Origin of the sequence: Microcoleus sp. AS-A8 (genome assembly GCA_039962225.1) — a bacterium.
In the GTDB taxonomy this organism is placed as follows: domain Bacteria; phylum Cyanobacteriota; class Cyanobacteriia; order Cyanobacteriales; family Coleofasciculaceae; genus Allocoleopsis.
The window spans coordinates 75,484-97,324 of record JAMPKV010000022.1 but is presented as its reverse complement, the minus strand read 5'-3'; the positions used below and the strand labels follow the sequence as shown (position 1 = coordinate 97,324).

At 47.8% G+C, this 21,841-nt stretch carries 21 protein-coding genes, 1 tRNA gene and 1 pseudogene; 14 read left to right on the top strand and 9 right to left on the bottom strand.

Annotation, left to right across the window (positions count from 1 at the left end; genetic code table 11):
* Positions 1–111: photosystem II D2 protein (photosystem q(a) protein) (locus NDI48_25530; GenBank protein ID MEP0834528.1), on the bottom strand; the 111-nt coding region annotated here is incomplete at its 3' end.
* A gap of 312 nt (positions 112–423) precedes the next feature.
* Here NDI48_25530 and NDI48_25525 point away from each other — a divergent pair.
* The 4 genes from NDI48_25525 to NDI48_25510 all read left to right on the top strand — a co-directional run bounded on the left by NDI48_25525 (position 424) and on the right by NDI48_25510 (position 2,270).
* Positions 424–690 (top strand): hypothetical protein, encoded by a 267-nt coding sequence (locus tag NDI48_25525; protein MEP0834527.1) that lies wholly within the window; start codon positions 424–426, stop codon positions 688–690.
* Positions 687–1,388 (top strand): energy-coupling factor ABC transporter ATP-binding protein, encoded by a 702-nt coding sequence (locus NDI48_25520; GenBank protein ID MEP0834526.1) that lies wholly within the window; start codon positions 687–689, stop codon positions 1,386–1,388. The genes NDI48_25525 and NDI48_25520 overlap by 4 nt, the downstream gene beginning before the upstream one ends.
* A 142-nt stretch (positions 1,389–1,530) precedes the next feature.
* A complete protein-coding gene (locus NDI48_25515; GenBank protein ID MEP0834525.1) occupies positions 1,531–2,082 on the top strand; it encodes an NYN domain-containing protein in 552 nt (183 codons plus the stop codon).
* A gap of 115 nt (positions 2,083–2,197) precedes the next feature.
* A tRNA-Glu gene (locus NDI48_25510) sits at positions 2,198–2,270 on the top strand.
* Positions 2,271–2,397: 127 nt separating this feature from the next.
* On the opposite strand, the gene NDI48_25505 is transcribed toward NDI48_25510, so the two are convergent.
* The 3 genes from NDI48_25505 to NDI48_25495 all read right to left on the bottom strand — a co-directional run bounded on the left by NDI48_25505 (position 2,398) and on the right by NDI48_25495 (position 7,637).
* Entirely contained in the window at positions 2,398–4,077 is a 1,680-nt protein-coding gene (locus NDI48_25505; GenBank protein MEP0834524.1) for an AarF/ABC1/UbiB kinase family protein, read from the bottom strand.
* Positions 4,078–4,225: 148 nt separating this feature from the next.
* A complete protein-coding gene (locus tag NDI48_25500) occupies positions 4,226–6,376 on the bottom strand; it encodes an ATP-binding protein (GenBank protein ID MEP0834523.1) in 2,151 nt (716 codons plus the stop codon).
* A 373-nt stretch (positions 6,377–6,749) separates the two neighbouring features.
* A complete protein-coding gene (locus tag NDI48_25495) occupies positions 6,750–7,637 on the bottom strand; it encodes a hypothetical protein (protein ID MEP0834522.1) in 888 nt (295 codons plus the stop codon).
* A gap of 415 nt (positions 7,638–8,052) precedes the next feature.
* Here NDI48_25495 and NDI48_25490 point away from each other — a divergent pair, with 415 nt between their 5' ends.
* Entirely contained in the window at positions 8,053–8,394 is a 342-nt protein-coding gene (locus tag NDI48_25490; GenBank protein MEP0834521.1) for an NAD(P)H-quinone oxidoreductase subunit M, read from the top strand.
* Between the two features lie 9 nt (positions 8,395–8,403).
* Here NDI48_25490 and NDI48_25485 read toward each other — a convergent pair whose 3' ends face one another.
* Positions 8,404–8,685 (bottom strand): hypothetical protein, encoded by a 282-nt coding sequence (locus NDI48_25485; protein MEP0834520.1) that lies wholly within the window; start codon positions 8,683–8,685, stop codon positions 8,404–8,406.
* Positions 8,686–9,134: 449 nt separating this feature from the next.
* On the bottom strand, positions 9,135–9,410 hold the full coding sequence (locus tag NDI48_25480) for a hypothetical protein (protein ID MEP0834519.1): 276 nt from the start codon (positions 9,408–9,410) through the stop codon (positions 9,135–9,137).
* 236 nt (positions 9,411–9,646) lie between these two features.
* On the opposite strand from NDI48_25480, the gene NDI48_25475 reads away from it, so the two are divergent.
* The 4 genes from NDI48_25475 (at position 9,647) to NDI48_25460 (ending at position 15,262) form a co-directional block, all read left to right on the top strand.
* Positions 9,647–9,871: a hypothetical protein gene (locus NDI48_25475; GenBank protein MEP0834518.1), complete on the top strand. Its 225-nt coding sequence runs from the start codon at positions 9,647–9,649 to the stop codon at positions 9,869–9,871.
* Between the two features lie 191 nt (positions 9,872–10,062).
* Entirely contained in the window at positions 10,063–12,504 is a 2,442-nt protein-coding gene (locus NDI48_25470; protein MEP0834517.1) for a protein phosphatase 2C domain-containing protein, read from the top strand.
* Between the two features lie 175 nt (positions 12,505–12,679).
* A complete protein-coding gene (locus NDI48_25465; protein MEP0834516.1) occupies positions 12,680–14,374 on the top strand; it encodes an FHA domain-containing protein in 1,695 nt (564 codons plus the stop codon).
* 261 nt (positions 14,375–14,635) lie between these two features.
* Positions 14,636–15,262 carry a hypothetical protein gene (locus NDI48_25460; GenBank protein ID MEP0834515.1) on the top strand — a complete coding sequence of 209 codons (627 nt, stop codon included), beginning with the start codon at positions 14,636–14,638 and terminating at the stop codon, positions 15,260–15,262.
* A gap of 343 nt (positions 15,263–15,605) precedes the next feature.
* On the opposite strand, the pseudogene lepB reads toward NDI48_25460, so the two are convergent.
* Positions 15,606–16,282 (bottom strand): annotated as a pseudogene (gene lepB, locus NDI48_25455) (signal peptidase I).
* A gap of 16 nt (positions 16,283–16,298) precedes the next feature.
* Positions 16,299–17,849, bottom strand: coding sequence for a carotene isomerase (gene crtH / locus NDI48_25450; protein MEP0834514.1), 1,551 nt, complete (start codon positions 17,847–17,849; stop codon positions 16,299–16,301).
* A gap of 398 nt (positions 17,850–18,247) precedes the next feature.
* Here crtH and upp point away from each other — a divergent pair, with 398 nt between their 5' ends.
* The 3 genes from upp (at position 18,248) to NDI48_25435 (ending at position 19,765) form a co-directional block, all read left to right on the top strand.
* Positions 18,248–18,898: a uracil phosphoribosyltransferase gene (upp, locus tag NDI48_25445; protein ID MEP0834513.1), complete on the top strand. Its 651-nt coding sequence runs from the start codon at positions 18,248–18,250 to the stop codon at positions 18,896–18,898.
* Positions 18,899–19,031: 133 nt separating this feature from the next.
* The gene (locus NDI48_25440; GenBank protein ID MEP0834512.1) at positions 19,032–19,364 is read left to right on the top strand and encodes a hypothetical protein; all 333 of its coding nucleotides are present in this window, start codon (positions 19,032–19,034) and stop codon (positions 19,362–19,364) included.
* Positions 19,365–19,501: 137 nt separating this feature from the next.
* The gene (locus NDI48_25435; GenBank protein MEP0834511.1) at positions 19,502–19,765 is read left to right on the top strand and encodes a YggT family protein; all 264 of its coding nucleotides are present in this window, start codon (positions 19,502–19,504) and stop codon (positions 19,763–19,765) included.
* A 218-nt stretch (positions 19,766–19,983) separates the two neighbouring features.
* Here NDI48_25435 and NDI48_25430 read toward each other — a convergent pair whose 3' ends face one another.
* Positions 19,984–20,421 (bottom strand): hypothetical protein, encoded by a 438-nt coding sequence (locus tag NDI48_25430; protein MEP0834510.1) that lies wholly within the window; start codon positions 20,419–20,421, stop codon positions 19,984–19,986.
* A 261-nt stretch (positions 20,422–20,682) separates the two neighbouring features.
* On the opposite strand from NDI48_25430, the gene NDI48_25425 reads away from it, so the two are divergent.
* On the top strand, positions 20,683–21,345 hold the full coding sequence (locus NDI48_25425; GenBank protein ID MEP0834509.1) for a hypothetical protein: 663 nt from the start codon (positions 20,683–20,685) through the stop codon (positions 21,343–21,345).
* Between the two features lie 170 nt (positions 21,346–21,515).
* Positions 21,516–21,743, top strand: coding sequence for a hypothetical protein (locus NDI48_25420; GenBank protein MEP0834508.1), 228 nt, complete (start codon positions 21,516–21,518; stop codon positions 21,741–21,743).
* Positions 21,744–21,841 lie beyond the last annotated feature (98 nt).

Genomic DNA, 21,841 nt, shown 5'->3' with positions numbered 1-21,841 from the left:
CAGCAGCAGGCCGGACCAGCCGACGAAGACGAAGCGATCGCGCTTGAGCCAGTCGTCGAGGACGTCAAACCATCCTCTCGTACTTGCCGCGCGTCCGACTGCTATTGTCATAGCAAGAATCTCCAAGTATTTATAAAGACGAAAGAAAAGCGGTTTTTACTCCCAACTGAGCTGCTGGATTGAATAAGCAGATTATTGGTGAGGTTCTCAGAAAAATTTACTTTTCTTTACTGTATTAAATATATTAGGTGAAACATTCAGAATTTGCCACTCTTAAAGTGACCGTTCTCAAAAAACTGGTCTGTGCCACTTGCCCTAAACCTCGCAAAGCCTTAGTTCTCATTGATTCTCACCACCGTGCGGTTGGGTGTCTAAGATGGTAAAGAAAGTATATGTACGCAATGCTTAGCGCTTGACAAAAGCATGTTCACCATTGATTTGACTTTGAAAACTACCCCTGTCCCGCTGTCTGTGCAACGCAAGTCAGCAGAAGCGGCAGAAGTAACTTACCAGGAAATTACCAAAGCCATGCGCTCTGGGAGCAGTCAGTTATTAGAACTGGCCTGCGATCACCAGCCAGAGAAAAAAATTGGCATTCTCAGTGATCAGATCAGTGCGGTGATGATTTCGCAGAAATCCGGTGCCGCTGGAGGAGGGCGTGTACCCGGTTTCTTTGCCGTGGCGGAATGAACACAGGGGCAACTGACATAAAACCTGAATCGGCAATTCGGGTGCAAGACCTTAGCTTCAAGTGGCCCCAAGGAACACCTGTTTTACAAGCTTGCTCTCTGGAGGTACCTAAGGGCGAATTCTGGATGCTGCTGGGGACGAATGGGAGTGGCAAATCTACGTTACTCCGATTATTGGTAGGGCTATTGCAACCTCAATCGGGTGAACTGCAAATTAGACAGCCCGTGGGATTTGTTTTCCAGAATCCCGACCATCAGCTCGTTATGCCTACGGTGGGGGCAGATGTGGCCTTTGGCTTGGTTGAAGAAAAACTTTCTCCAGATCAAATCATTGCCAGAGTGCGAGAGGCGTTAACCGCCGTTAATCTCCTAGATTTACAGCGACGCCCCATCTATGCTCTCAGTGGCGGTCAAAAACAGCGGATTGCCATTGCTGGTGCTATTGCACGTCGCTGTGAGGTCTTGCTACTAGATGAACCCACGGCTTTGCTCGATCCAGATACTCAACTGGATTTAGTGGCACAAGTCCGAAATCTGGTCAAAAGTCGTGGACTGACTGCTCTTTGGGTCACCCACCGCTTAGATGAGCTGAATTACTGTGACGGAGCCTTCTTATTGGAACAAGGTGAGGTGGTTGACCGAGGCGATCCAGAACGCCTGAAGCAGCGACTCATGCAAGCACCCGACATCGCTATTTAAGAAATGGGGATTGGAAAGCAATAGCCAGTCCCCTTTTTTTAAAGCCTTCTAAAAACGAAGCTTTTTTACCATTTCATGTTAACTATTGTTAATATAATAACTTCTATGAATATTCAAATTAAAAAAATATTGGCCTTGAATAATGCCCCGTCCCTCACCCCAGGCTATTTTACTGGTTGATGGCTACAACGTCATTGGCTCTTGGTCGAACCTGAAAGCGGCCCGCGATCATGATGGGCTAGAGGCAGCTCGTCATGAATTAGTAGAGGCGCTAGTGAACTACAGCGCCTTCCAGGGCTACGAAACTCAGGTTGTCTTTGATGCTCATGCTCAAAATACACCGATTTACTGTGAAGTCTTAACGACTTATTTGTCCGTTTACTATACAGATTTTGGACAGACAGCCGACACTTACATCGAAAAATATTGTGCCTCATTTCATCACTATAAACTTTGTCGTCCATGCAATCGGTTGATTGTCGCTACTTCTGATCGGGCGCAGCAGTTGACGGTGATCGGGTATGGAGCCGAGTGGATGTCATCCCAGCAGTTGGCTAACGATGTTGAATTCATAGCTCGTCGAACACGTCGCAAACAGCGCACCCACAAACAATCGAGTAGCCGTTTTTTGTTCAATTCCCTGGATGCTCAAGCTCAACAGCGTTTAGCCCAATGGCGTAAAGGTACACGCTGAGTTGGGCTTCCAAGAAGGGGCAGGGACTGCTTCACCGTAAATTTTGCTCAATTTGCAAAAATATAGTTGACAGACTCAGGAATATTGATTAAATTAATAAAGGTTCAGAAAACAAGCCCCCATCGTCTAGAGGCCTAGGACACCTCCCTTTCACGGAGGCGACAGGGATTCGAATTCCCTTGGGGGTATCAAAAATCTAAGTTAAAGGCATAAGACAGTTAGCAACCTTGCTAGTCTTATGCCTTTTTAGTAGTGCAAGGAGCCAAAGTAATCGATCACTGTCCCTTGAGACAGGAACAGATGTCAGGGTACCCCCTACCGTTCAGAAAGATTGTCCAGTCTTTCCCGAACAGCTAATTTGATTAAAGAGCGCAGCAGAATTAAGAACCAGAATCCTGAAAAGGCAAAAGCGGCGATCGCCCAGTTAGGATAAGTCCCTAACAGTACAGTACCGGATAGTAAGGTAAAGCTAGCCAAACATGCATACATCAAGCTCTTGATGGCTAGATTGATCCGTTTAAGGGCGCGTTCACTCTCAATCGCACGAACATTCAATTGAAGTTCGCCCTGTTCCAGCCGTTCTTCTAATCGTCTCAATAGAAGTTCAGTGGCATTAGGTTGGCGCAATTTATATTGAATAAAGTCTCTCGCTTGCCTCGCGAGTTCTCCCACAACATTCCCCCGTCCTTGTTTAGAGACGGTGAGACTTTTAATAAAAGGCTTACTAGCCGATAAGAGGTTATATTCCGGATCGAGAGTCCGAGCAATACCATCGAGTGTAGTGATGGACTTTAAAATAAACGTCATCTGCGCCGGCAAGCGGAACGGTTGCTGCTCGAACATGGCGTAAATTTCGCTACGCATTTGATCGAAAGCCTGAAGTTCTACTGGCTTCTCCCTGAACTTATCTAAAGTAAAGGCAATTAACCGCCTGATAGGCGTCATATCTGGCACAGGCTCAATTAAACCCATGTAGGTTAAGGTATCAATCACCTCATCAGTGTCCTTTCTCAAGACAGCGAAAAAGGTTTTGATCATCTGGTCTTTGGCAATGGGCTTCACCTCAGTCATGGTACCAAAATCATAGAAAATGAGGTGACCGTCCTGACTGACTGCCATATTGCCTGGATGGGGGTCAGACTGAAAAAAACCATCCTGTAACAATTGCTTGAGATAACAACAAATACCTAACTGGATGATTTCTTTTGTATTGATGCCGCAAGCTTCCATTGTCTGGCGATCATCAATTTTGATGCCCGGAAGGTATTCCAACGTCAAAACCTTCTTCGTGGTGTATCGCCAATAGATTTTAGGTACAATAATGCGAGGATAATCAGTAAAATTTACCCGAAAATTATCAGCATTTTTACCTTCATGGATATAGTCAATTTCTTTATAGAGAAGCTCAAAAAATTCGTGATAAATAGCCTCTAAATCATACTTTGTGAGCGAGGGAGCGAACCGCTCTAAAAAACGCGCCAAGCGATGTAAAACTTCAAAATCTAGGTTGAAGAGTCTTTCTAAGCCAGGACGCTGGACTTTAACAACAACGTCTTCACCTGTGTGCAGTCTGGCCCTATGGACTTGCCCTAAGCTCGCAGAAGCCAGAGGATAAGGATCGAAGTCTCGATATAGTGTATGAATTGAGTTGCCCAGTTCAGATTCAATCAGGGCGATCGCTTCGGCACTACTAAAGGGTGGGACTCGATCCTGTAATTGTCCCAACGCCTGCACGTACTCTCTGGGTAGCAAATCAGCGCGGGTGGATAAGGCTTGTCCAATTTTGATAAATGTTGGGCCTAAATCTAGTAGAGTTCCGACTAACCACTGGGCACGACGATTGCGATGATGAGGGGAGTTTCTGGCAACCACCTTGTCCCACCATAAGTAGAACATCAACTTTAAGGCAGATGCAAAAATATCGATTTGGCGTGCCCGTGGCGAATATCTCGGTCGTTGCCAGCGGAGTGGCTTAGGTACAGTGGGGGTAAGCATACTGTTGGAAAAATTAGGCGAAGACCCGCCAGTATGCCAACGGATAGTCTGTTAACTGGTGGTTTGTCAGTAATAAGGTAATCGGTATCTCAGAACGTGTTAGCAGTGACTGGCTCCTTCTTTAAAGGTATCAACGAACAAGTAAAGTTTAGGGTAAGTGTCGTAACTGGGGCAAGGTAAGAGTAAAAGAGGTCACAGCGCTCTGTGAGTTTTCCAAGGGGGAGCTAGAAACCTCAATCGTACCGTTGAGGTGCTGCGCTAAACACTTGACCAAAGCTAGTCCCAGTCCCGTACCTTGAACCGCATTTTGAGTTACACCTCGACCGCGACGAAATTTATCAAAAATATGGTCTAAGTCTGCGGGTGATATACCTGGACCTGTATTGCTCAAGGTCAGAACCACTTGATTCACAGACGGTTGGGCTTGGTAAGTGACCTGGAGATGAACCGTTGTGCCGGGGTCAGAATACTTGCCCGCATTGGTCAACAGTTCCAACAGGATACGGTTCAGACTATCAGGATCGGTGTTAAGAATCAGCGAATTGGTAGGACTTTCTACCTTCAAGGTTAACCTTTTATCGGCCCATTTCTGCTCAAAAGACTGAGCTAATGGGTCGAGGAGCCGGATCAGGTCGATTTTTTCCAGTTGAATCGAGGCTTGATCGGCTTCTAGCTGCTGCAAACTCAATAAGTCATTGATTAATTCAATTTCTTTATTACACTCCTGCTCAAGGATTTCTAGGTACTTCTGACGGCGTTCTGATGGGAGTGTGGGTTGACGTAACATGCGAATCGCCAGACTCATTGTGGTTAAAGGCGTCCGCAGCTCATGACTCATACTACTCATGAACTCTTCCTTGAGCTGATTTAATTGCTGTAGCTGGTCAATCTGCTGGCGCGTTTTTTCATATAACTGAGCCTGAATGTCTAAACTGTGCTGTAACTGCGCGGTGCGATCTTCAACGAGAGATTGCACTTGCCGCAGCGTTTGATTCTGAATGATGGCGGCACTGACTTGAGCACCGACCCCCTCGACCAAATCTAATTCATCTGTGTGCCAGTGCCGAGGTTGGCCATGTTGCAACACCAAAAAACCCAACACCGTTGAGGCGACAGGGGCGTTACTGGGTGAGCCAAGCAGAGGCACAATCAGTAACGCGGGCATCATTTCTCGCTCAAAAATGGAGAGACTTTCTCCTCGTAGGTCAATGGCACAAGACGCTTGACAGTCTGAAATGATTATGGGTGCTGGGGCATCTCGAAACGCTTGTTGGCACAAGCCAGATTCGGACAGCCAAAACGATTGGTTTAACAGGGAAGAAGGACTTTCGTTTGAGGTTGGCGATTGCCCAGCCGTGTCCTCTAACCACTCCCCCACTACTGTTACCTTGGTTTGCGGCAGGTGTACAGAAGGTCGGCTGTAAACCAGAGGATGGGTGTAGGTCAACAACAGAAGCAGACCGCGACCGACCTGAAGGGCTTGAGCCGTAGAGGCGATCGCCATCTGGAGAATTTCCTGGAGATTATCGGTGCTGTGCATAGCCAGACTCAACTGAGTGAGCAAGGTTCGCGAGTGGGAAAAGCCCCGAACCTGCCGAGTGAGCTGGACATGAGACAGGGCGAGTGCGACTGATTCCGCGGCCAGGGTTAATAGCTCTTGTTCTGGTGTCGTCCATTCGTGAGGCTGCGATCGCCCTAAAACAATCATCCCGTTTATGGCCGACTGAAACCAAGTGTGGATTTTCAAAACCGCCCTAACACCGAGTCCTTCAGGGCAACCGCCAGCGTTAGACCAAGTCTCCGATGTCTGTAGGTCGAAAATTGCTAGAGGTTGATGACTTCCCCAGTCCACTTGGAGTACTGGGTGTTCCAAGTGTGACGAATAATCCTCAAGTGGTAAACAGGGAAAGTCATCGGCACACCATAAAGCCATTTGAGGCGTTGTAACCGGATTAGTAAGCAACGGCTCACCCGGCTTGCCTAGAGCCATAATCAAGCAGGCATCGACCTGAAAAATTTCTCCTAAAGCCTTAGCAACTCTGGTGAGTAAGGTTTGTGGCTCTGGACAGGTGAGAATAATTTGGGTAATGTGTTGCCCGATCTGAGCGGACTGGGCCGTGTACTGCATCAGTGAACCCTCTTGCTCCTGGGTGAAAACTGGCTCAATGGGGGTGGACAAACATGAGAACGAATCATTTCCTAGGGGCGCTGCGTTCCGATTAGAGCCGTGGGCCGTCTCAGGACAAAAGCCGCTCTGAAACGGGAGTTTCACCGAGGACATGACGCGTTCTGTTTCCATAAGGCTTGTTATCCAACTCTTATTAAAGAAGCTTTTTGATGGAGTATGAGACACTAAGCCGAAGAACACATGAGAACGTAAGGCCGTGCCCAGTAGAGGAAAGAGCATAACGAGGAGGCTGATGACTCAAGAATGCAGATTAGAAAAGCTTAAGGTTAGTATCCTCAGCATTTTGTCTCATGATCGGACTTCATATTTCCTGATTCATCCTTCCCCACTCCCCAATCCCGACGGCTCCTACTAACGGGACTAAAGTTCATACATTAGAGACTTTGACCCGACCAACTCTTAAAAAAGCCATCTTCCTAAGATTTATTGTTCCCAGTTCCCGCGGCTTTTTACCAGAATCTTAGACTTTTTTGTAGAGAAGCTCTTAAGAGCGCCTCTGAGTGGCTTGCTTTTGAGCGGCCTCGCTATTTTGCCGATAAAGCTTCATGCGGTCTTGAGCGGTCTTATAGCGGTGATCATTGGGCTTCACGGCCTTCATTAAATCGGATGCTCGCTCCCACTGGGCTGCCACATCTAACCATTGAGCTGATGTTTGAATGGTTTTGCCCGCCGTGGAGGCTTGCTCAGCGAGCCGAACAGCTTGTGCAAATGGATCGGGGGCCGGTGATGAAAGCTGATGTTGGGCAGTCCCTCGCGTTTGTGAGGAGTTAGTGTTGCGGTTGACGACTTGAGACGTTGTTTTAGGATTCAGTTTTGGAGCTAACCACTCATGAAGGAGCCAGCCAAGGAACAACAGAAGTAAGCTCAAGCCCACACCATTCATAATGCCCCGCCAGTAAGGATTTTTTTCTCTGAGATAAGGCGAGGAAGTTTTGGGTAAACTCAGCTTCTTTCTGGAAGCTGTTTGGTGATTTTGGCGATTCTCCGCCAGTTGCTTGAATAAATTTTGCTTGGCCAGAATAATTTCTTCAGACCAAAGTAACTGATTTTCTGGGTCGCGGTTAATTTCTTCCAACCACAGCAATTGTTGCTCTCGCACGATACGACTGTTGATTTTAACGCGACGAATGTTACGCGGTGCAATCTCTTCCAAAATCTGCTTGATTTTAGCTACCGTTACAGATTGTTCAAGTTGCTCAGGAATTGCCGCCTCACACAAAAGTTGCAGGATGCCGTCGGCCAAAACGGCGCGGGTTCTGATGCCCGCATCGATTAGCTGTTCATTCAGCGTTTGAATGATCGCCGCAACACTACCCTGGCGAGCTTGTTGAGCGATGTCATCCATTGGATCGCGCATGTTTTTTAGAACCATGGATTGGTTGCTCTGCCTGACTTTTTTATATAGAGTATCAACCTCAATCGGCGTATTGTACCCTAGGTCTACCTCTGGAAATTTTTAACTTATCATTACTGGAGAGCATTTTAGCTGTGCGTTATCCTATCAACTTGTGCCAATGGCGTTGAGAATTGCTGGTGTCGAAGCTCAATCGCACTATTTCGGGGGTCTATTTTTTGTGAAGTTGCACGTCAATCGGTGAATTCTTAGGCTCAAACAAGGATAACCTGTGATTCAGGGTCGGAGAATTGATGAACACACAATTGCGCGGGGCAGGAGCGGATAAACCTCGCTAACCACACGAGTCTGTTTTGGCTCACACAACGCGGATGTGTTTATGTATGTTTACAATTAGTTTAAAAATAATATTACTGCCTGTAGGAGAGTCTCCATGCTGCTGAAATCCACGACACGCCACATTCGCATCTATACAGCCGAGCTTGAAGGCAATGAACTGGTCGAAAGCCAGAACGTTTTAACTTTAGATGTTGACCCCGATAACGAATTGAATTGGAATGAAGACGCTCTGCAAAAGGTGTATCGCAAATTTGATGAATTGGTGGAATCCTACGATGGGGCAGATTTAACCGAATACAACCTACGCCGCATTGGTTCTGATTTGGAGCATTTTATGCGATCGCTTTTACAGAGCGGTGAAATCAGCTATAACCTGGAAAGTCGTGTAGTCAACTACAGCATGGGGCTGCCGCAAGTCGAACCTCAGGTGGGTTAGTTGAGCGAGTTACCGCCAAGTACGATTCCCTTCTTCGTCGGTGCGGGCTTGGCGAATCACATCCGAAATCTCTTCGGCATCCTTAACGTGGTGTAGCGCCTTTTGTTCCCCTTCAGGTTCATCAACCACAAAGTACGTCGGAACTTTAATATGGTCGCCAGTGATGTCAGGGGCATCAACGGCGACTTGCTGTGCTTTTTCTTCAATCGTTGCAGATGGGTCTATTCTATCGCCAGGATTGGCAGCATCATTGCTCTCAGGTCTTTCTGGCTTATCGGGAGAAAGACCTATATCTTGAGTGACTCGATCTGTTTGCTCGTCAGAATTGTCAGGAGTATTGATATTGGTTTTTTCTTGCTTATTCATAAAAAACTCCTAAAGTTTTTAACGATTGATAATTCCCAATTAAGGCTAAAAAATAAAAGCTTAGGAACTCCTCTTTCTAGGGTGGTAATTGATGTTTATTTACTCCAATTGGGCGATCTTATCGCTCAAATGATTCCGACTAATAAGGGATTGACAAGAAGGGATAAAACGCTGTATCGATACCCTATCGCTGTTTTTTTAGAGGTTGGACGCCAGCTTTCTTCGTATCGATGGATAAGGAGTAGGGAGGTAAGAAATTAGGGATTGGAGTTAGTTTATTGATTTTTGTGCCCTTATCCTAAAAGCTTACACCGCCTATTCTATATCCTTTTGCGGTCATTTTCGCTCACCAGAGGAAGATGATTCAGGCACCGCTATTCTTTCGACTTATCCGCTCGCTTCCGTTTCAGAAACTCCTTAAGCGCCGTGCGACGATTGGCCAAGAAGCGACTCCAAAAACCGGGCAAAAAATTATCCATCGTTGCCGCCAACGCCCAAGTTTCCAGATTGATCAGTTTGTACCGCAAGTCGTGGGATTGTTGAAGCTTGGCGATCAAGTCTTTGATCTCTACGGTAGCAGCCGTATTGAACTCAGCAAAGGTTGGATCATGGGATTGGTCAGGATTAGGTTGGGATTCAGGTTCGGGCATGGTAATGGGTGATAAAAAAAGTTAACGGATTAAACTGGGTGAACCAGAAGATTAAGTCAGTAACACCCCAAAACAACATCCAGAATGTTGCTCAATAGGCTGTATCTAATCTCTAAACCTCAGCACCAGTCCTTCAAACTAAGTCAACCCCTGATTCCTCGTGCCTTTACCTTCAACCGCTATCATTGTTAGAATGAGCGGCTGTACTATGTCAAACTGCAACGGGTTGTCTAATCTTGTCTAAACCAAAGCCTTTAGACCCTTGGAGTTATAAACCCTGGTGGTGTCAGCCTTGGTCAATTCTGCTGACCGGAACAATGGTCATCGCTAGTAGTTGGGCCTTGGTAAAAACGGTTTGGGTAACCATCCTGGTGGCCCTGCCAATTTTACTTTGGTGGACATTTTTTTTACTGATCTGGCCTCACCTGATGAGGGACAGTGGTAGCCTGGACAATTATTAGCATCGACGGCAGATTGTATTCCCTAGGGAAGAATCAAGCGCAAGCGTATAAACTCACGCTAGAGCCAGAGGCTACAATCGGTAATCAATACGCTTGCACAAGACACTTCACAATGCGGAGCCATGCTTCCTGCCTTGAGGAGTGAGACTTGTAGCCAAATCATCATCGGCTGAACGTAGCGAAGAATTTTCATGGAAAATCCGGCGGCAACGATCCACTGTTCTAACATTCGCTGTCAGGCTCCCAACCCTCAGAGTAATAAGTTCTGCCAGCAATGTCGCACGCCGCTGTTGAGACGCTATTTGTGGGCAATTGGTCAGGGGATAGAGGGTTTTCAGGCGGGAGAGACGATCGCAGGTCGCTATGTAGTAGTACACGCACGCGTTCTCTTAGATACTCAGCCGGGAATGCCCCCAGAGACTCCATTGGACATTCCTGGGAACCTAACACCCTATTTGAGGCTGGCACCCTATAGCTTACATGTTCCTCAACTTTATGGGCGTTTGATACCCCTAGAGGGGCGTAGTCGTTCAGAAATCTGGCTACTCGAAGATGCACCCATCTACAGCTATATCTCTGGACAGGGCGATCGCCGGGAAAAGGCAGCACCTCGGGTTGAAGGGCAACTCTTACCCGAACTGACCAGCCTGTGGGAAAAGGCTCCCGCCATGCGTCAGTTAAACTGGCTTTGGCAGTTAGCCATGCTCTGGCAACCTTTGAGTAGTGAAGGGGTGGCTTCGACGCTGCTATCGCCAACGCTGCTGCGGGTAGAAGGGTCGGTTGTCCGACTGTTAGAGTTGCAACTTGATCCGAAGTCAGCACCGACGCTGCAACAGTTGGGTCATTTGTGGTCACAATGGCTCTCAAACGCAGCACCGACGATAGCGGAGTTTTTAAAACAGCTATGTAATCAACTGCGGGATGGACAGATACGCACCTCAGATCAGCTACTGGCGCTGCTCGATCAGGGGCTGAAAAATTGTGGGCGATCGCAGATTCGCACCTATCAAATCTTTACTCGCACAGATTCCGGCCCCAGTCGTTCCCATAACGAAGATGCCTGCTATCCCCCCACTGGGGAGTTGCTCAAACCCGCCAACGGCTCCAGTGCTTTGGCGATCGTTTGTGATGGCATTGGCGGGCATGAAGGCGGTGAAGTCGCCTCGAATTTAGCCATCAACAAACTTCGGGAACAAGTCGAAAAACTCCCGAACGACCCCGATAACTGGAACCCCTCAACCCTGACACTGGAATTAGAACAAGCCACCTGTGCAGCTAATGACATCATTAGCCAACAAAACGACAGTGAGCGCCGCTCTGATCGGCAACGGATGGGGACGACATTAGTCATGGCTCGAACCGCTGCCCATGAAATGTACATCACCCATGTCGGGGATAGTCGAGTCTACTGGGTGACTCGCCATAACTGCCACCAAGTGACTCTGGATGACGATTTGGCCTCCAGAGAGGTACGACTTGGCTACGCACTGTATCGGAATGCTGTACAGCAGCCAACCGCCGGATCTCTGGTTCAAGCCTTGGGTATGGCTCCCTCCGCCACCCTGCATCCAACGGTACAGCGCTTTGTCTTGGATGAGGATTGTGTTTTTCTGCTTTGCTCGGATGGGCTGAGTGATTATGACCGAGTGGAACAATACTGGCAAACCGAAATTCTACCCATTCTCAACGGTCGAATTGATTTGCCGACGGCAGGCTCACGACTGATTGAGATTGCTAATACCCAAAATGGACATGATAATGCCACCATCGCTCTGCTCTACTGCAAAGTGAATCCCTCCAAGGAGGCACAGTCGGCACAACTTTCTGCGTCACAGATGACGGTTCCTGCTTCCTCCTCAGTTGGAGGAACCCTGCTGGCAACGAGTGCACCTTCCCAGATGAAAACGCAGCCCCTGGCAACCAAAGGTACAGCTCGGCGTCCTTGGGGATTGTTGCTCGGTATCTTTTGCCTGCTGGGTCTGGGTAGCGTACTTTCTTACTTTTTAATTCCAGGCGTGAGTGAATCAGTTGATCCCCTCATCAAGCAAATGGCGTCTAATACCAGTCCCCCTAACGAATCGACGCCGACTAACCCATCGCCCGCCGCTACCAGCGCAGACGACCCAACGGCTTCACTCGCAGGGATTTCATCTTTAGAGCGAGGAGCCGTGATTCAAGTCATGAATTCAACCCCAACAAACTCCCAGTCTGAGAATGTTCCCTTGTTGCTGCAACGCGGCTTGCCGCCCCAAAACCAAACCTCCCTTAGTGTCGTCCCTTCGGGTAGCATTTTGCAAATCATCAACAAATCACCCGATCCACAACAAAATAGCTGGGTAGAGTTGAGGGTTTGCTTACCGGGTACCCGCAACGCTGAGGCTCAAGCTGTAAACCCAACTCAGCCTGCTGCTGAACCTCCTCAAAGCCAAGCTGGTAAATCCCCTGGAGGAGTCAACCCTCAGCCAACGGCCTTGCCTTATCCTCCCGTCAAATCAGGAGAGCGGGGTTGGCTGAAAGAAGCGGATGTTTTGCCCCACATTAACCAAAATTTCACCCCAACCGGCGAATGTGCATCTCCCTCGGCCTCTCCCCCCACCTCGACCCCAGTACCCAGAGCAATTCAATCTCCCTAAAAGTTGGCAAGTTGAATGTTGACAGGTAGGCCGTTTGATGCGTTCAACCTTTAACCTTCAACCCTTCAAACCTTCAACTGCTCAAACCCGAAAAATACTATTAGGGTAAACAGAGGCAGAGAACTCGGTAGACTGAAAGAAAAACATATACAGCCGCTATTCGTGTGGCCTTTTAATGTCTGGAAACGAAAATCCTTGCCTTAGTTTAGCGATCGCTCGTCTGTCAACGGCTGGAGAAGAAAACTTTGCCATCTGGGTACTCAACGCTCCCTACCCAGGTGGCTATGTTCTTCATCAGACAACTTGGTCTCCACTAATGACTCAGACCTGGCTGGCGTGGCAAGAGATGTTTTCCTTACGGGGTCTGCCCCATGTCCCCCTGATCCATCATGCTAGTCAGTCTGCCCGAACTCTGTCCCCCAATAGCGACATCGGCGCGACTGGACAGACCACAAGCTACAGTAGTCGTTTGATGCAGCGCTTGGGGATTGACTTGTGGGCGTGGCTGTTTGAAGGGCCAATTTGCAATACACTGGCTCAAAGTCAAGGCATTGCCATTGGGCAAAACAAACCCCTGCGCTTACGATTGGAAATTCGTGACCCAGATTTCATCCCGCTCCCTTGGGAAATCATGCAACCGATGACTGGGAAGCAAGCCATTTCTCTGTCTCAACAATTGCTATTTAGCCGCACAACCAGCGATGTTGACTTGCTCAAACCCTTTACCCGCTCCAACCAAGCCTTAAATATTTTGCTGGTGCTGGGACAGGATGTGCAAAGACTCAGCCGCTCAACGACGGGTTTGCAGCTTGAACAAGAAGCTGCTGCTTTGGCGAATGTTCTCAAAGCGTGCGGACAACCCAATCCCAGCAGCGAAAAATTTGTTGCCCCCGTTGCCTGTAATGTGGAAACGTTGCTACAGCCCACACCCGCAGAACTGATCGACGCACTGGAAAAGGGTGCCTTTAATATTTTGTTCTATGCAGGTCATGGTGAACCTGGGCCGGATGGGGGGTTGCTCTTTTTGCGCTCAGATGCTCTGATCAACGGTACAGAACTGGCTCAAGTTTTGGTTCGTACCCAGGTCACTTTGGCGGTCTTCAATGCCTGTTGGGGTGCCCAACCTGACCAAGTGGGTTCCCAAACGATTCCGCGCAGTAGCTTAGCGGAGGTACTCATCCATCACGGCGTTCCGGCTGTTTTAGGAATGCGTGACTCGATCGCTGACCAAGAAGCCTTAACATTTATTCAAACTCTCGCTCAAGCTCTCGCCACCCGGATGCCCATTGACCAGGCTGTAGCGGTGGCAAGACAGCAATTGTTGACGATTTACAAGTTCAACCAACCCGCCTGGAGTTTGCCGGTACTTTACATGCATCCTCAGTTTGAGGGCGAATTAATTAAACCGATTGAAGAAGGCATCACCGAACTCCCCAGTATGACACCCAGTTGGGTAGGAATTCCAGTGCCCGTGGCTTATTTACGCTCTCTCGGCTCAACCACTCAGGTTTGGCGAATTCGGGGTGGATTGATGCGAGTAGGACGCCGCCAAGAGAACGATTTAGTTATTCAGGAACAGTGGGTCAGCCAACACCATGCAGAAATTATCTGCCGCGATGATTTCCATGAGAGTGAAGCTCGTCCCACTTACTTTTTACGCGATTTTTCTCGCTACGGCACGCTCATTTTAGCTCCTGATTACGTTAACCCAGGGGTGAATCAGGTTCTAGGGGGACGTGATGGCGTCCGAGGTTGGCAAAAAATCCACCATCAGGAAGTGCCATTGCAATCCGGTATTCAGTTAAAGTTTGGCAGTAGTCAGGGTCAAACCCTGGAATTTGTGATTGAAGCGTCTGACCCTTTGGGATAAAGCTTTGCTTCAGTCAGGAGATAACTACTCTCCTAGGACAGTATAGAGCCGCTGAGATCCGAATCAGTTTGGCTATGTAACCCCGTTGACTTCATCTTAGGGTGAAGAGTGCTAATGGCATTGCAGCGACAGATTGTTGGTTTTGCAGCAAACAATGTAAGCGCTATCTTGTATTTTATGAGATGTTACGGAACTCTCTAGAGTGCTGATGTAGCTATCCAATGCCAGGATTCATCTACCTACCCATACAGGAGGGTCATTATGTCAGGTCAACCCATGCAATACAAAAATTGTGAGGATGCTTTGAACAGCGTACAAGGAGAACTACTAGAGGCACTCTTGCAGGCAGAGGAAGATTTTTATCCCTGGAATCCAGCCGAACCTGAGGCAGAAGCCTATTTCGCTGAACTGGAACGAGGGTTCTTACTTGAGCAATGGCAAGAGGTAGAAGACATTACTCAAGCGTCGCAAGTACTATTCAACCAGTTGCATCAGTGCTGGTCATCACCTGAATGGGTGGTTGAGGAAAAATTGCGTCAATCTTTATCCGAACGGTTTGCGGCCTTGATGCCAGAGGCATGGCTAGAAGCGATCGCTCACAAAGCGCAACAAATTTTTTCGACCAATTTATCATTGGCAGAACAGCTCGTGCTATGTGTTAAGCCATTGTTACCCAACTGGGCAGAGGATGATTTATTGGTTTTTGCTCGTCCATTGGCTTATGCCATGCGGGGGAAATCAGAGTCAGCCACTGAAACTCATCGTGCTGCTCAATCGATAGAGTGGACGGAGTTATCGCCCATGGAACAGGCACGCTTAAGTATGACTGTCGCTCATTCGGCTTTGTTGCAACTGCAAAACTCCAGCGACGACGCGGAACAGCTATGATGCTGAATCCAACCCATCGGTTGCTTTTCTTCAGCCCTTAGCCTTGAACTCCTCTGCTTCTACACTAGGAGTTTTCATCTCCAACTTTTCCAACAACGCCTAGATGTATCTTGGCTTCCACGAAAATGGCTATGATGTCAGTCCGGTCAGATGACTGGGTTCACCACAGAAAAAACCCAACCGTTTAAAAAGCTCTCTGCTGCCAGAGTATAGATTGAGGAATTTGAGCAACGGCGATCGCTTCGGGCTGTCCCTTTGTCGCAATCACATGATTGTGGTGTGCTTGGCAAAATTGCTTAGCTCGACTGGGACAACTACGAACACTTCCTGGAGTTGACCTACTTTACTGAATCGCCCCACTGCTCGTGAGAGGCCAAAATCTCTTGCTTGCCTTACCAATAATATTTTCTCTAGGGACAAAGCCCCAATAGTGGCTATCGTAACTATTGTTGCGGTTATCTCCCAGCACAAAGTAAGAATTCGGCGGTACCTTGACAGGACCAAACTGATATTGGGGAGGATCGGCAATATACTTTTCATCTAGAGGTCGGTCATTGATATAAACCATACCTTCTTTAACCTCTACCTTTTCTCCTGGTAAACCAATTACCCGCTTAATTAGTGCCTCTTTGAGATTTTGTTGTTTGAGCGTCTCTGTGGGTGAAAACACCACAATGTCTCTCCGTTGGGGTGGTTGGAAGCGGTAACTCCACTTGTCTATGATCAATCGGTCATTAATTTCTTTTTAGCACATTGATGGGCATCAAACAGACTCCAAAGACCAACTAATGCACCCGCTAAAAAACAGCTAAAGCCAATTACTATATTCCCTGTAGGGCTAAAAAATAACCATCCACCCAAACCGGATAAAACAATTTGACTGGCTATAAAAATGCATCCTCTAATGACTTTTCCGGAATAGATCTGCCCTATTCCAGGCCAAAACATAGATAAATTAACAGCCAGCCAAGGCTCTTTGCCCGAAAGGGATGGAGAGAAATTCCGCTCGGATTGAGACATATTGTTGTCCCTCTAGCTACAATCCCAAATCTACCGCTATCCGATGGGCACAAGCAAACCCCGAAAAGGCCACGGCATTTAACCCCTGCCCTGGAAATGTACTATCCCCCACACAGTACAATCCCGGAATTGAAGTGCGATTAAATGGCATTCCCAACAATCCCATTAACTTCTGTTTGGGAATTGGGCCATAGGTTCCATCCTCACGCCCCAAAAACCGGCGATGACTGCGAGCGGTTCCTACTTCCATGTAGTCTAAACCTGCATCTAAACCTGGAAAAATCTTTTCTAGTCGGTCAATAATTCGCCCTGCGGCTTCTTCTTTCTTATGTTCATATTCCTGAGAAGAAAGTCCCTGCCAATCATCAATCCAACTGGGCGTAAATGTATGGATAATGTGATAGCCTGCCGGTGATAAATCCGGGTCAAGCAGGGTGGGAATCGAGACAAAAATTGTCCCTTCTGCCTGCTCCATCTTCTGCCAATCTTCCAGGACAATATGGTGACACTCGGTACCGGGCGGCAAGACATTAGCTTCAACACCCAAGTGCAAACTCAGGAAACTGGGTGACTTCTGATACCGTTGACGCCATTTCTTCTCTGCCACTGGCATTTCTTCTGGTGCGAGTAACGTCTCAAAGGTATCCCAACGGGTGGCATTAGAAACAATTCGTTTGGCCTGGTAAATTGTCCCATCCGCCAGTTGGACAGCACTTGCTTTGCCCTTTTCTGTGACAATTTTCGTGACCCTGGCTTTGTACTGAATCTGACCTCCGGCTTGTTCCAATCCTTCCACCAGTTTGGCGGCAATTTGTCCGACTCCGCCTTTCGGGTAGTTAATTCCGCCATAATGTCGGTCAGAGAACACCATCCCCGCATTAATCATCGGTGTTTTATCCGCAGGTACCACTGACCAGCAGTAACACTCCATATCAATAAACTGTAATAACTGGGGGTCTTTAATATACCGACGGGCAATATCCCCCGCATTCTGGGGTAAGTACTTCACCAAACCGAGGCAAGCGAGAGGATGCTGGAAAAAGACCCGTGTTAGATAGCCGGGTTCTTCCAAAGACAGCAACTCCATCGCGTTCAGGCAGTTAAAAACCTTCCAGCATTCGTCGTAAAATTTGCGAATTCCTTCCCGCTCATGGGGGAAGTAGGCGCTCAGTTCTTGCAAAAACTTCTCATAATCTTGATGAACTTTTACATCTAATCCCCCAGGCAAATGATAATGAATTTGCACGGGGTCGGGAATTGTGTCCAGACTGACCTTCACGGCGTCAAGTGCTCTGGTCAGGAGATTGGTTGTTCCTTTCGTACCAAAACCAAAAATCATCGATGCCCCAACATCAAAGCGGTAACCCTCGCGCTCAAAGTAACCCGAACTCCCGCCGGGAATGATGTAGCGTTCTAGTACCAGTACCTTTGCGCCTTTTGCCGCCAGTTGAGTTGCCGTTACCAGCCCCCCAATGCCAGAACCAATGACAATGACATCAAATACGGATGTCTCTGAACCGGAAGCAGATTGAGTGTGGGGTAAGGGGGTTGGAGAAGCAGCAGGCATTGAAATCGCGGGTTATAAATTTACGTAACGAATCTGAGTTTAACGTTTCTGGCTGTGACGCTGATACTGCTGCTCCAAGAAATCTTTAAACAAATAAAGTGGAGACCAGTCTGCTACGGCTTTCCGGCCCCACCTGCCGATCCTTTATAAGAGGAGAACACTGAAAGTTAATATAGCCTTGTTGAAAATCTCTGTCAACACTAATAGAAAATATTCTCAATTGGAAAAGAAGACTTTCTTCTCGATTCTGAGCCGTTAGGTTTGGCGGCACTTAAAGGGTACTCCAGGGAATCGCCTGTATTCCTCTAGTTGAGCCTGTCCCAGATTCTGAACCTTTCCTCAGGTATGATTATTCAGGACTGACTTAAGCTGTCATCTCCATCCATTTCAAGCTGCTTATGACTATCCAACTGCGCGTTTATGTTCCACCCCATCCCCTGATTAAGCATTGGTTAGGTGTTGCCCGTGATGTGTCTACACCTTCACCCCTATTCAAGAGTGCAATGACCGAGTTGGGGCGCTGGTTGACTTACGAAACGATTCGAGACTGGTTGCCCACAGAAGAGATGATGATACAGTCACCTTTGGCTCCCTGCCCTGCAACCATGATCAATCCAGAAGTGCCGTTGGTAGTTGTGCCCATTCTCCGGGCGGGATTGGCGTTATTAGAGGGTGCCCAAACGCTGTTGCCTTTGGCCTCAATTTACCACCTTGGCTTGGTGCGGAATGAGGAAACGCTGGAACCTAGCTGCTACTTAAATAAACTGCCGAATCAGTTTCAACCCAACACCCATGTCCTAATTACTGATCCGATGCTGGCAACGGGCGGGTCGATTATGCTGGCCATGGCAGAATTGATTAAACGTGGAGTCGATCCGGCTTTAACCCGGATTATTAGTGTGGTGGCGGCCCCACCTGCCTTGCAAAAGCTGAGTGCAAGTTATCCGAGTTTAACGATTTACACCGCCATGATTGACGAAATCGTCAATGATCAGGGGTATATTGTGCCTGGATTAGGGGATGCAGGCGATCGCAGTTTTGGCACTTAAGGCAAGTTCACAAATCAGAAAAACTCTCTTTTTGGCTTTCTACTTCCCTCTTCCCCCCGCAGTGGGCAGGGGGGACAGCCAACCGTTAATCTTGAGTTAAGTGGCGTATTAGAATCAAGGGCACAGGACAAACATGAGTCAGCGCGATGGTTTTGCAAGCGGATTTTTGGCTGGAGCCATAGTCGGCGGGTTAATCGGTGGAATTACGGGAGCGCTGGTGGCCGGTCAACGAGATACTGATGACGAGGCGCAACAGTCTCTGCTCAAGGCTAAGCGTTCAGAAGCGAAGGCAATCAAGGGGAAAAAGCGCCAGCTTAATTCCGAAGAAAGTATTGAAGTCGCACGTCGTAGCTTGGAGGATAAAATTGCCCAGCTCAATACGGCGATTGACGATGTTCGGCAACAACTGGGTACGGTGAATGGGAATACCGAACGGGTAGACATAGAGCGATCGCGCGAATCTTAATCGGACACCATCCAAACCCCTTTAACCCTTACTGGATAGGGTTAACAGCGCTTGGCAATCCAGAAGGTGAGGAGATCCGTTAAACTGACAACAAGGCTCTAGCCGTCATAACCACTCACAAGAAAGCTTTTCAACCCATGAATCCTGCTACAGAACTGGTGACCAGCACCCTCGCCAACTTTCTCAATATTTATCTATTTCTAATCGTTATAAGAATTCTGCTGACTTGGTTTACGACTGTTGATTGGGTGAATCAAGTTGCCGCCTTCTTAAGTCCTATCACTGACCCTTATCTCAACATTTTTCGGGCATTCATTCCACCTCTTGGCGGCTTGGATTTGTCTCCCATGCTGGCAATTTTAGTACTGCAAGTGGTAGCTCAACTGTTCAGTAGCATATAGCGATTTAACTCAGACAAACCAATTTTCTGTAGGAGGCTCTGTTCGCTCTTCCTAACGCCTTAAAACCCTAGCCTTCGGTTCGTTACGGCAAGAGCCTAACATACCCTACGTCTTACATTAAATTTGGTTATCTACTTACCCCAAAAGTTCGGATGAGTGACAGGTTAAGGTTTAAGGGATTATTAACGAGTCAAGAGCCGACAGAATAACCTTAAACTTTAGCGGCGGACTTGGCCTGTAAAACCGGAAGCTTTGAATTGCTTCAGTTGCAAGGGTGTTGGTTGATTAGCCGGAACCGAGATTCTCAGTTCAAAATCACTGACGCCCGGTGGCACTTCCTCGATCGAGCCGAGCCGAGTGCGATTCTCTAAAATTGAGTTGTTATCGGCATCGTAAATGCGACCAAAAATGTCAGCATTGACAACCATTTTGCCAGACTTGTTCTCGGCTTTACCCGTCACGATGAAACAGTTAGCCGCGATGCTGTTTCCCCCCGGTGTCACCGCCCCTGCGGCCACATCAGGAGGGCATTCATGATAAGAAATATCAGATAGTTGAATTTGGACTAACGCCAAAGCCGCAGGGGCAAACACCCAACTGACCACCCAGATAAGGCAAGAAACAGTTACTGTAGTCAACCAACCTCGTAATTGCATAAACCCCACTATATCGATAACGTTGAACAGAAAGGATGAAATGTGTTCGGTGTAGCGTCGGATGACTTATGAAAAGACTGAATGCTTTCTCCTTCATCCTTGAGCGTTTAATCACCACTCCAACCCTCAGCTTACCGCAAAGCCAGCCAGCCAACTTCCTTGAGTTGTGGAGTTGAACCTTTGCAATAATGAGAGAAAATGTTCTTTCGTCATTAGCCATGCTTCGACGAGCCATTAACCCGTCTGCTGAGTTGACATGCTATGACCCCAACTGAGATTGAAGCTGTCTTGCAAGCTGCCTTTATTCAGTGTGAAACGAGTTTATGTCCGCTGAGTGATCAGCAGAAACAAATTTTGCTGCAAGTTGTGACTGAATCTGTAACCCGTGCAGCACTGCTGGCATCAGCCAAAGGGGATGACGATGATGCAGCTAATCCTCTCGATGAACTAACAGCGGAACAGCGCCAAGCTTTGTTGCAGTTTGTCAAGGAACAAGAAAAACGCGATTACCCAAGGGGTAGCGCCAAGGGCGATCGCCCTTGGAAAATTAAATTACTCAACGATTGGCTGCATAACCGCGAGTCTGGATCGGTACAGTTCATCCGGGAGAACTACGGCCCCCAATGGCTCAACCGCGTCAAACCGAAGCATTTAGCGCAGTATTTTGCTGCCGAACTGGCGTCAGATAACTTAAAGCTGAGAGTTGGCGATCGCATCGAAGTCTCGAATGGATTGTGGGAGTGGGTGCAAGAGAATGGCCCTTGTACTCGTGAGTGGTTTGCTTGCACGGTGGTTAGGATTTCTCAGCAGTCCGACAGCGACGGTTCGTATTACAACTGTACTATTCGTTTCGACAACGGTAGCGAGTACGAAATTCAAGGTATTTATCAGTGGAATCGCTATAACTGGCGTTGGCCTTCTTGAATTAATGACTTCTGCTTTTCTTAATAATGAGAAAGGCGCGAGCACTACCTATCAGGTCATCCCAGCCCAAGTGATATTAAATGATGGGTGCGATCGCTTCAGTTGAACTTCACCTGGAGAAATGCGATCGCACAAAACACCCTTGACCAGTCAATGGCAAAGGATTTAGCATGGTTGTTGTATCGCAGGGAAGATGCGATCTTCGCTTAATTGTGGTAAACCAGATTACCGACTGGGAGTTCTACCTGCAACTGAAGCAAGTCGGCATGATTGTTCTGGTAGCTCTTTCTTCGCCGGTTTACGGGAAAATTAGCCTCACAAGCAGCAGTGTCTCCTCATCAGTCTCACGGCTACGAACGAGGAAATTGAGATTGGGATGCAGTGTTTGGCAAAGGTAGCACGGCAAGTCTATCAATGCACAACAGTTGGGGTGTAGCTCTATACATATTCATGTCGTTGTTGGTTATTTCAGTCAGGAGTAATGATTCCTCTGACA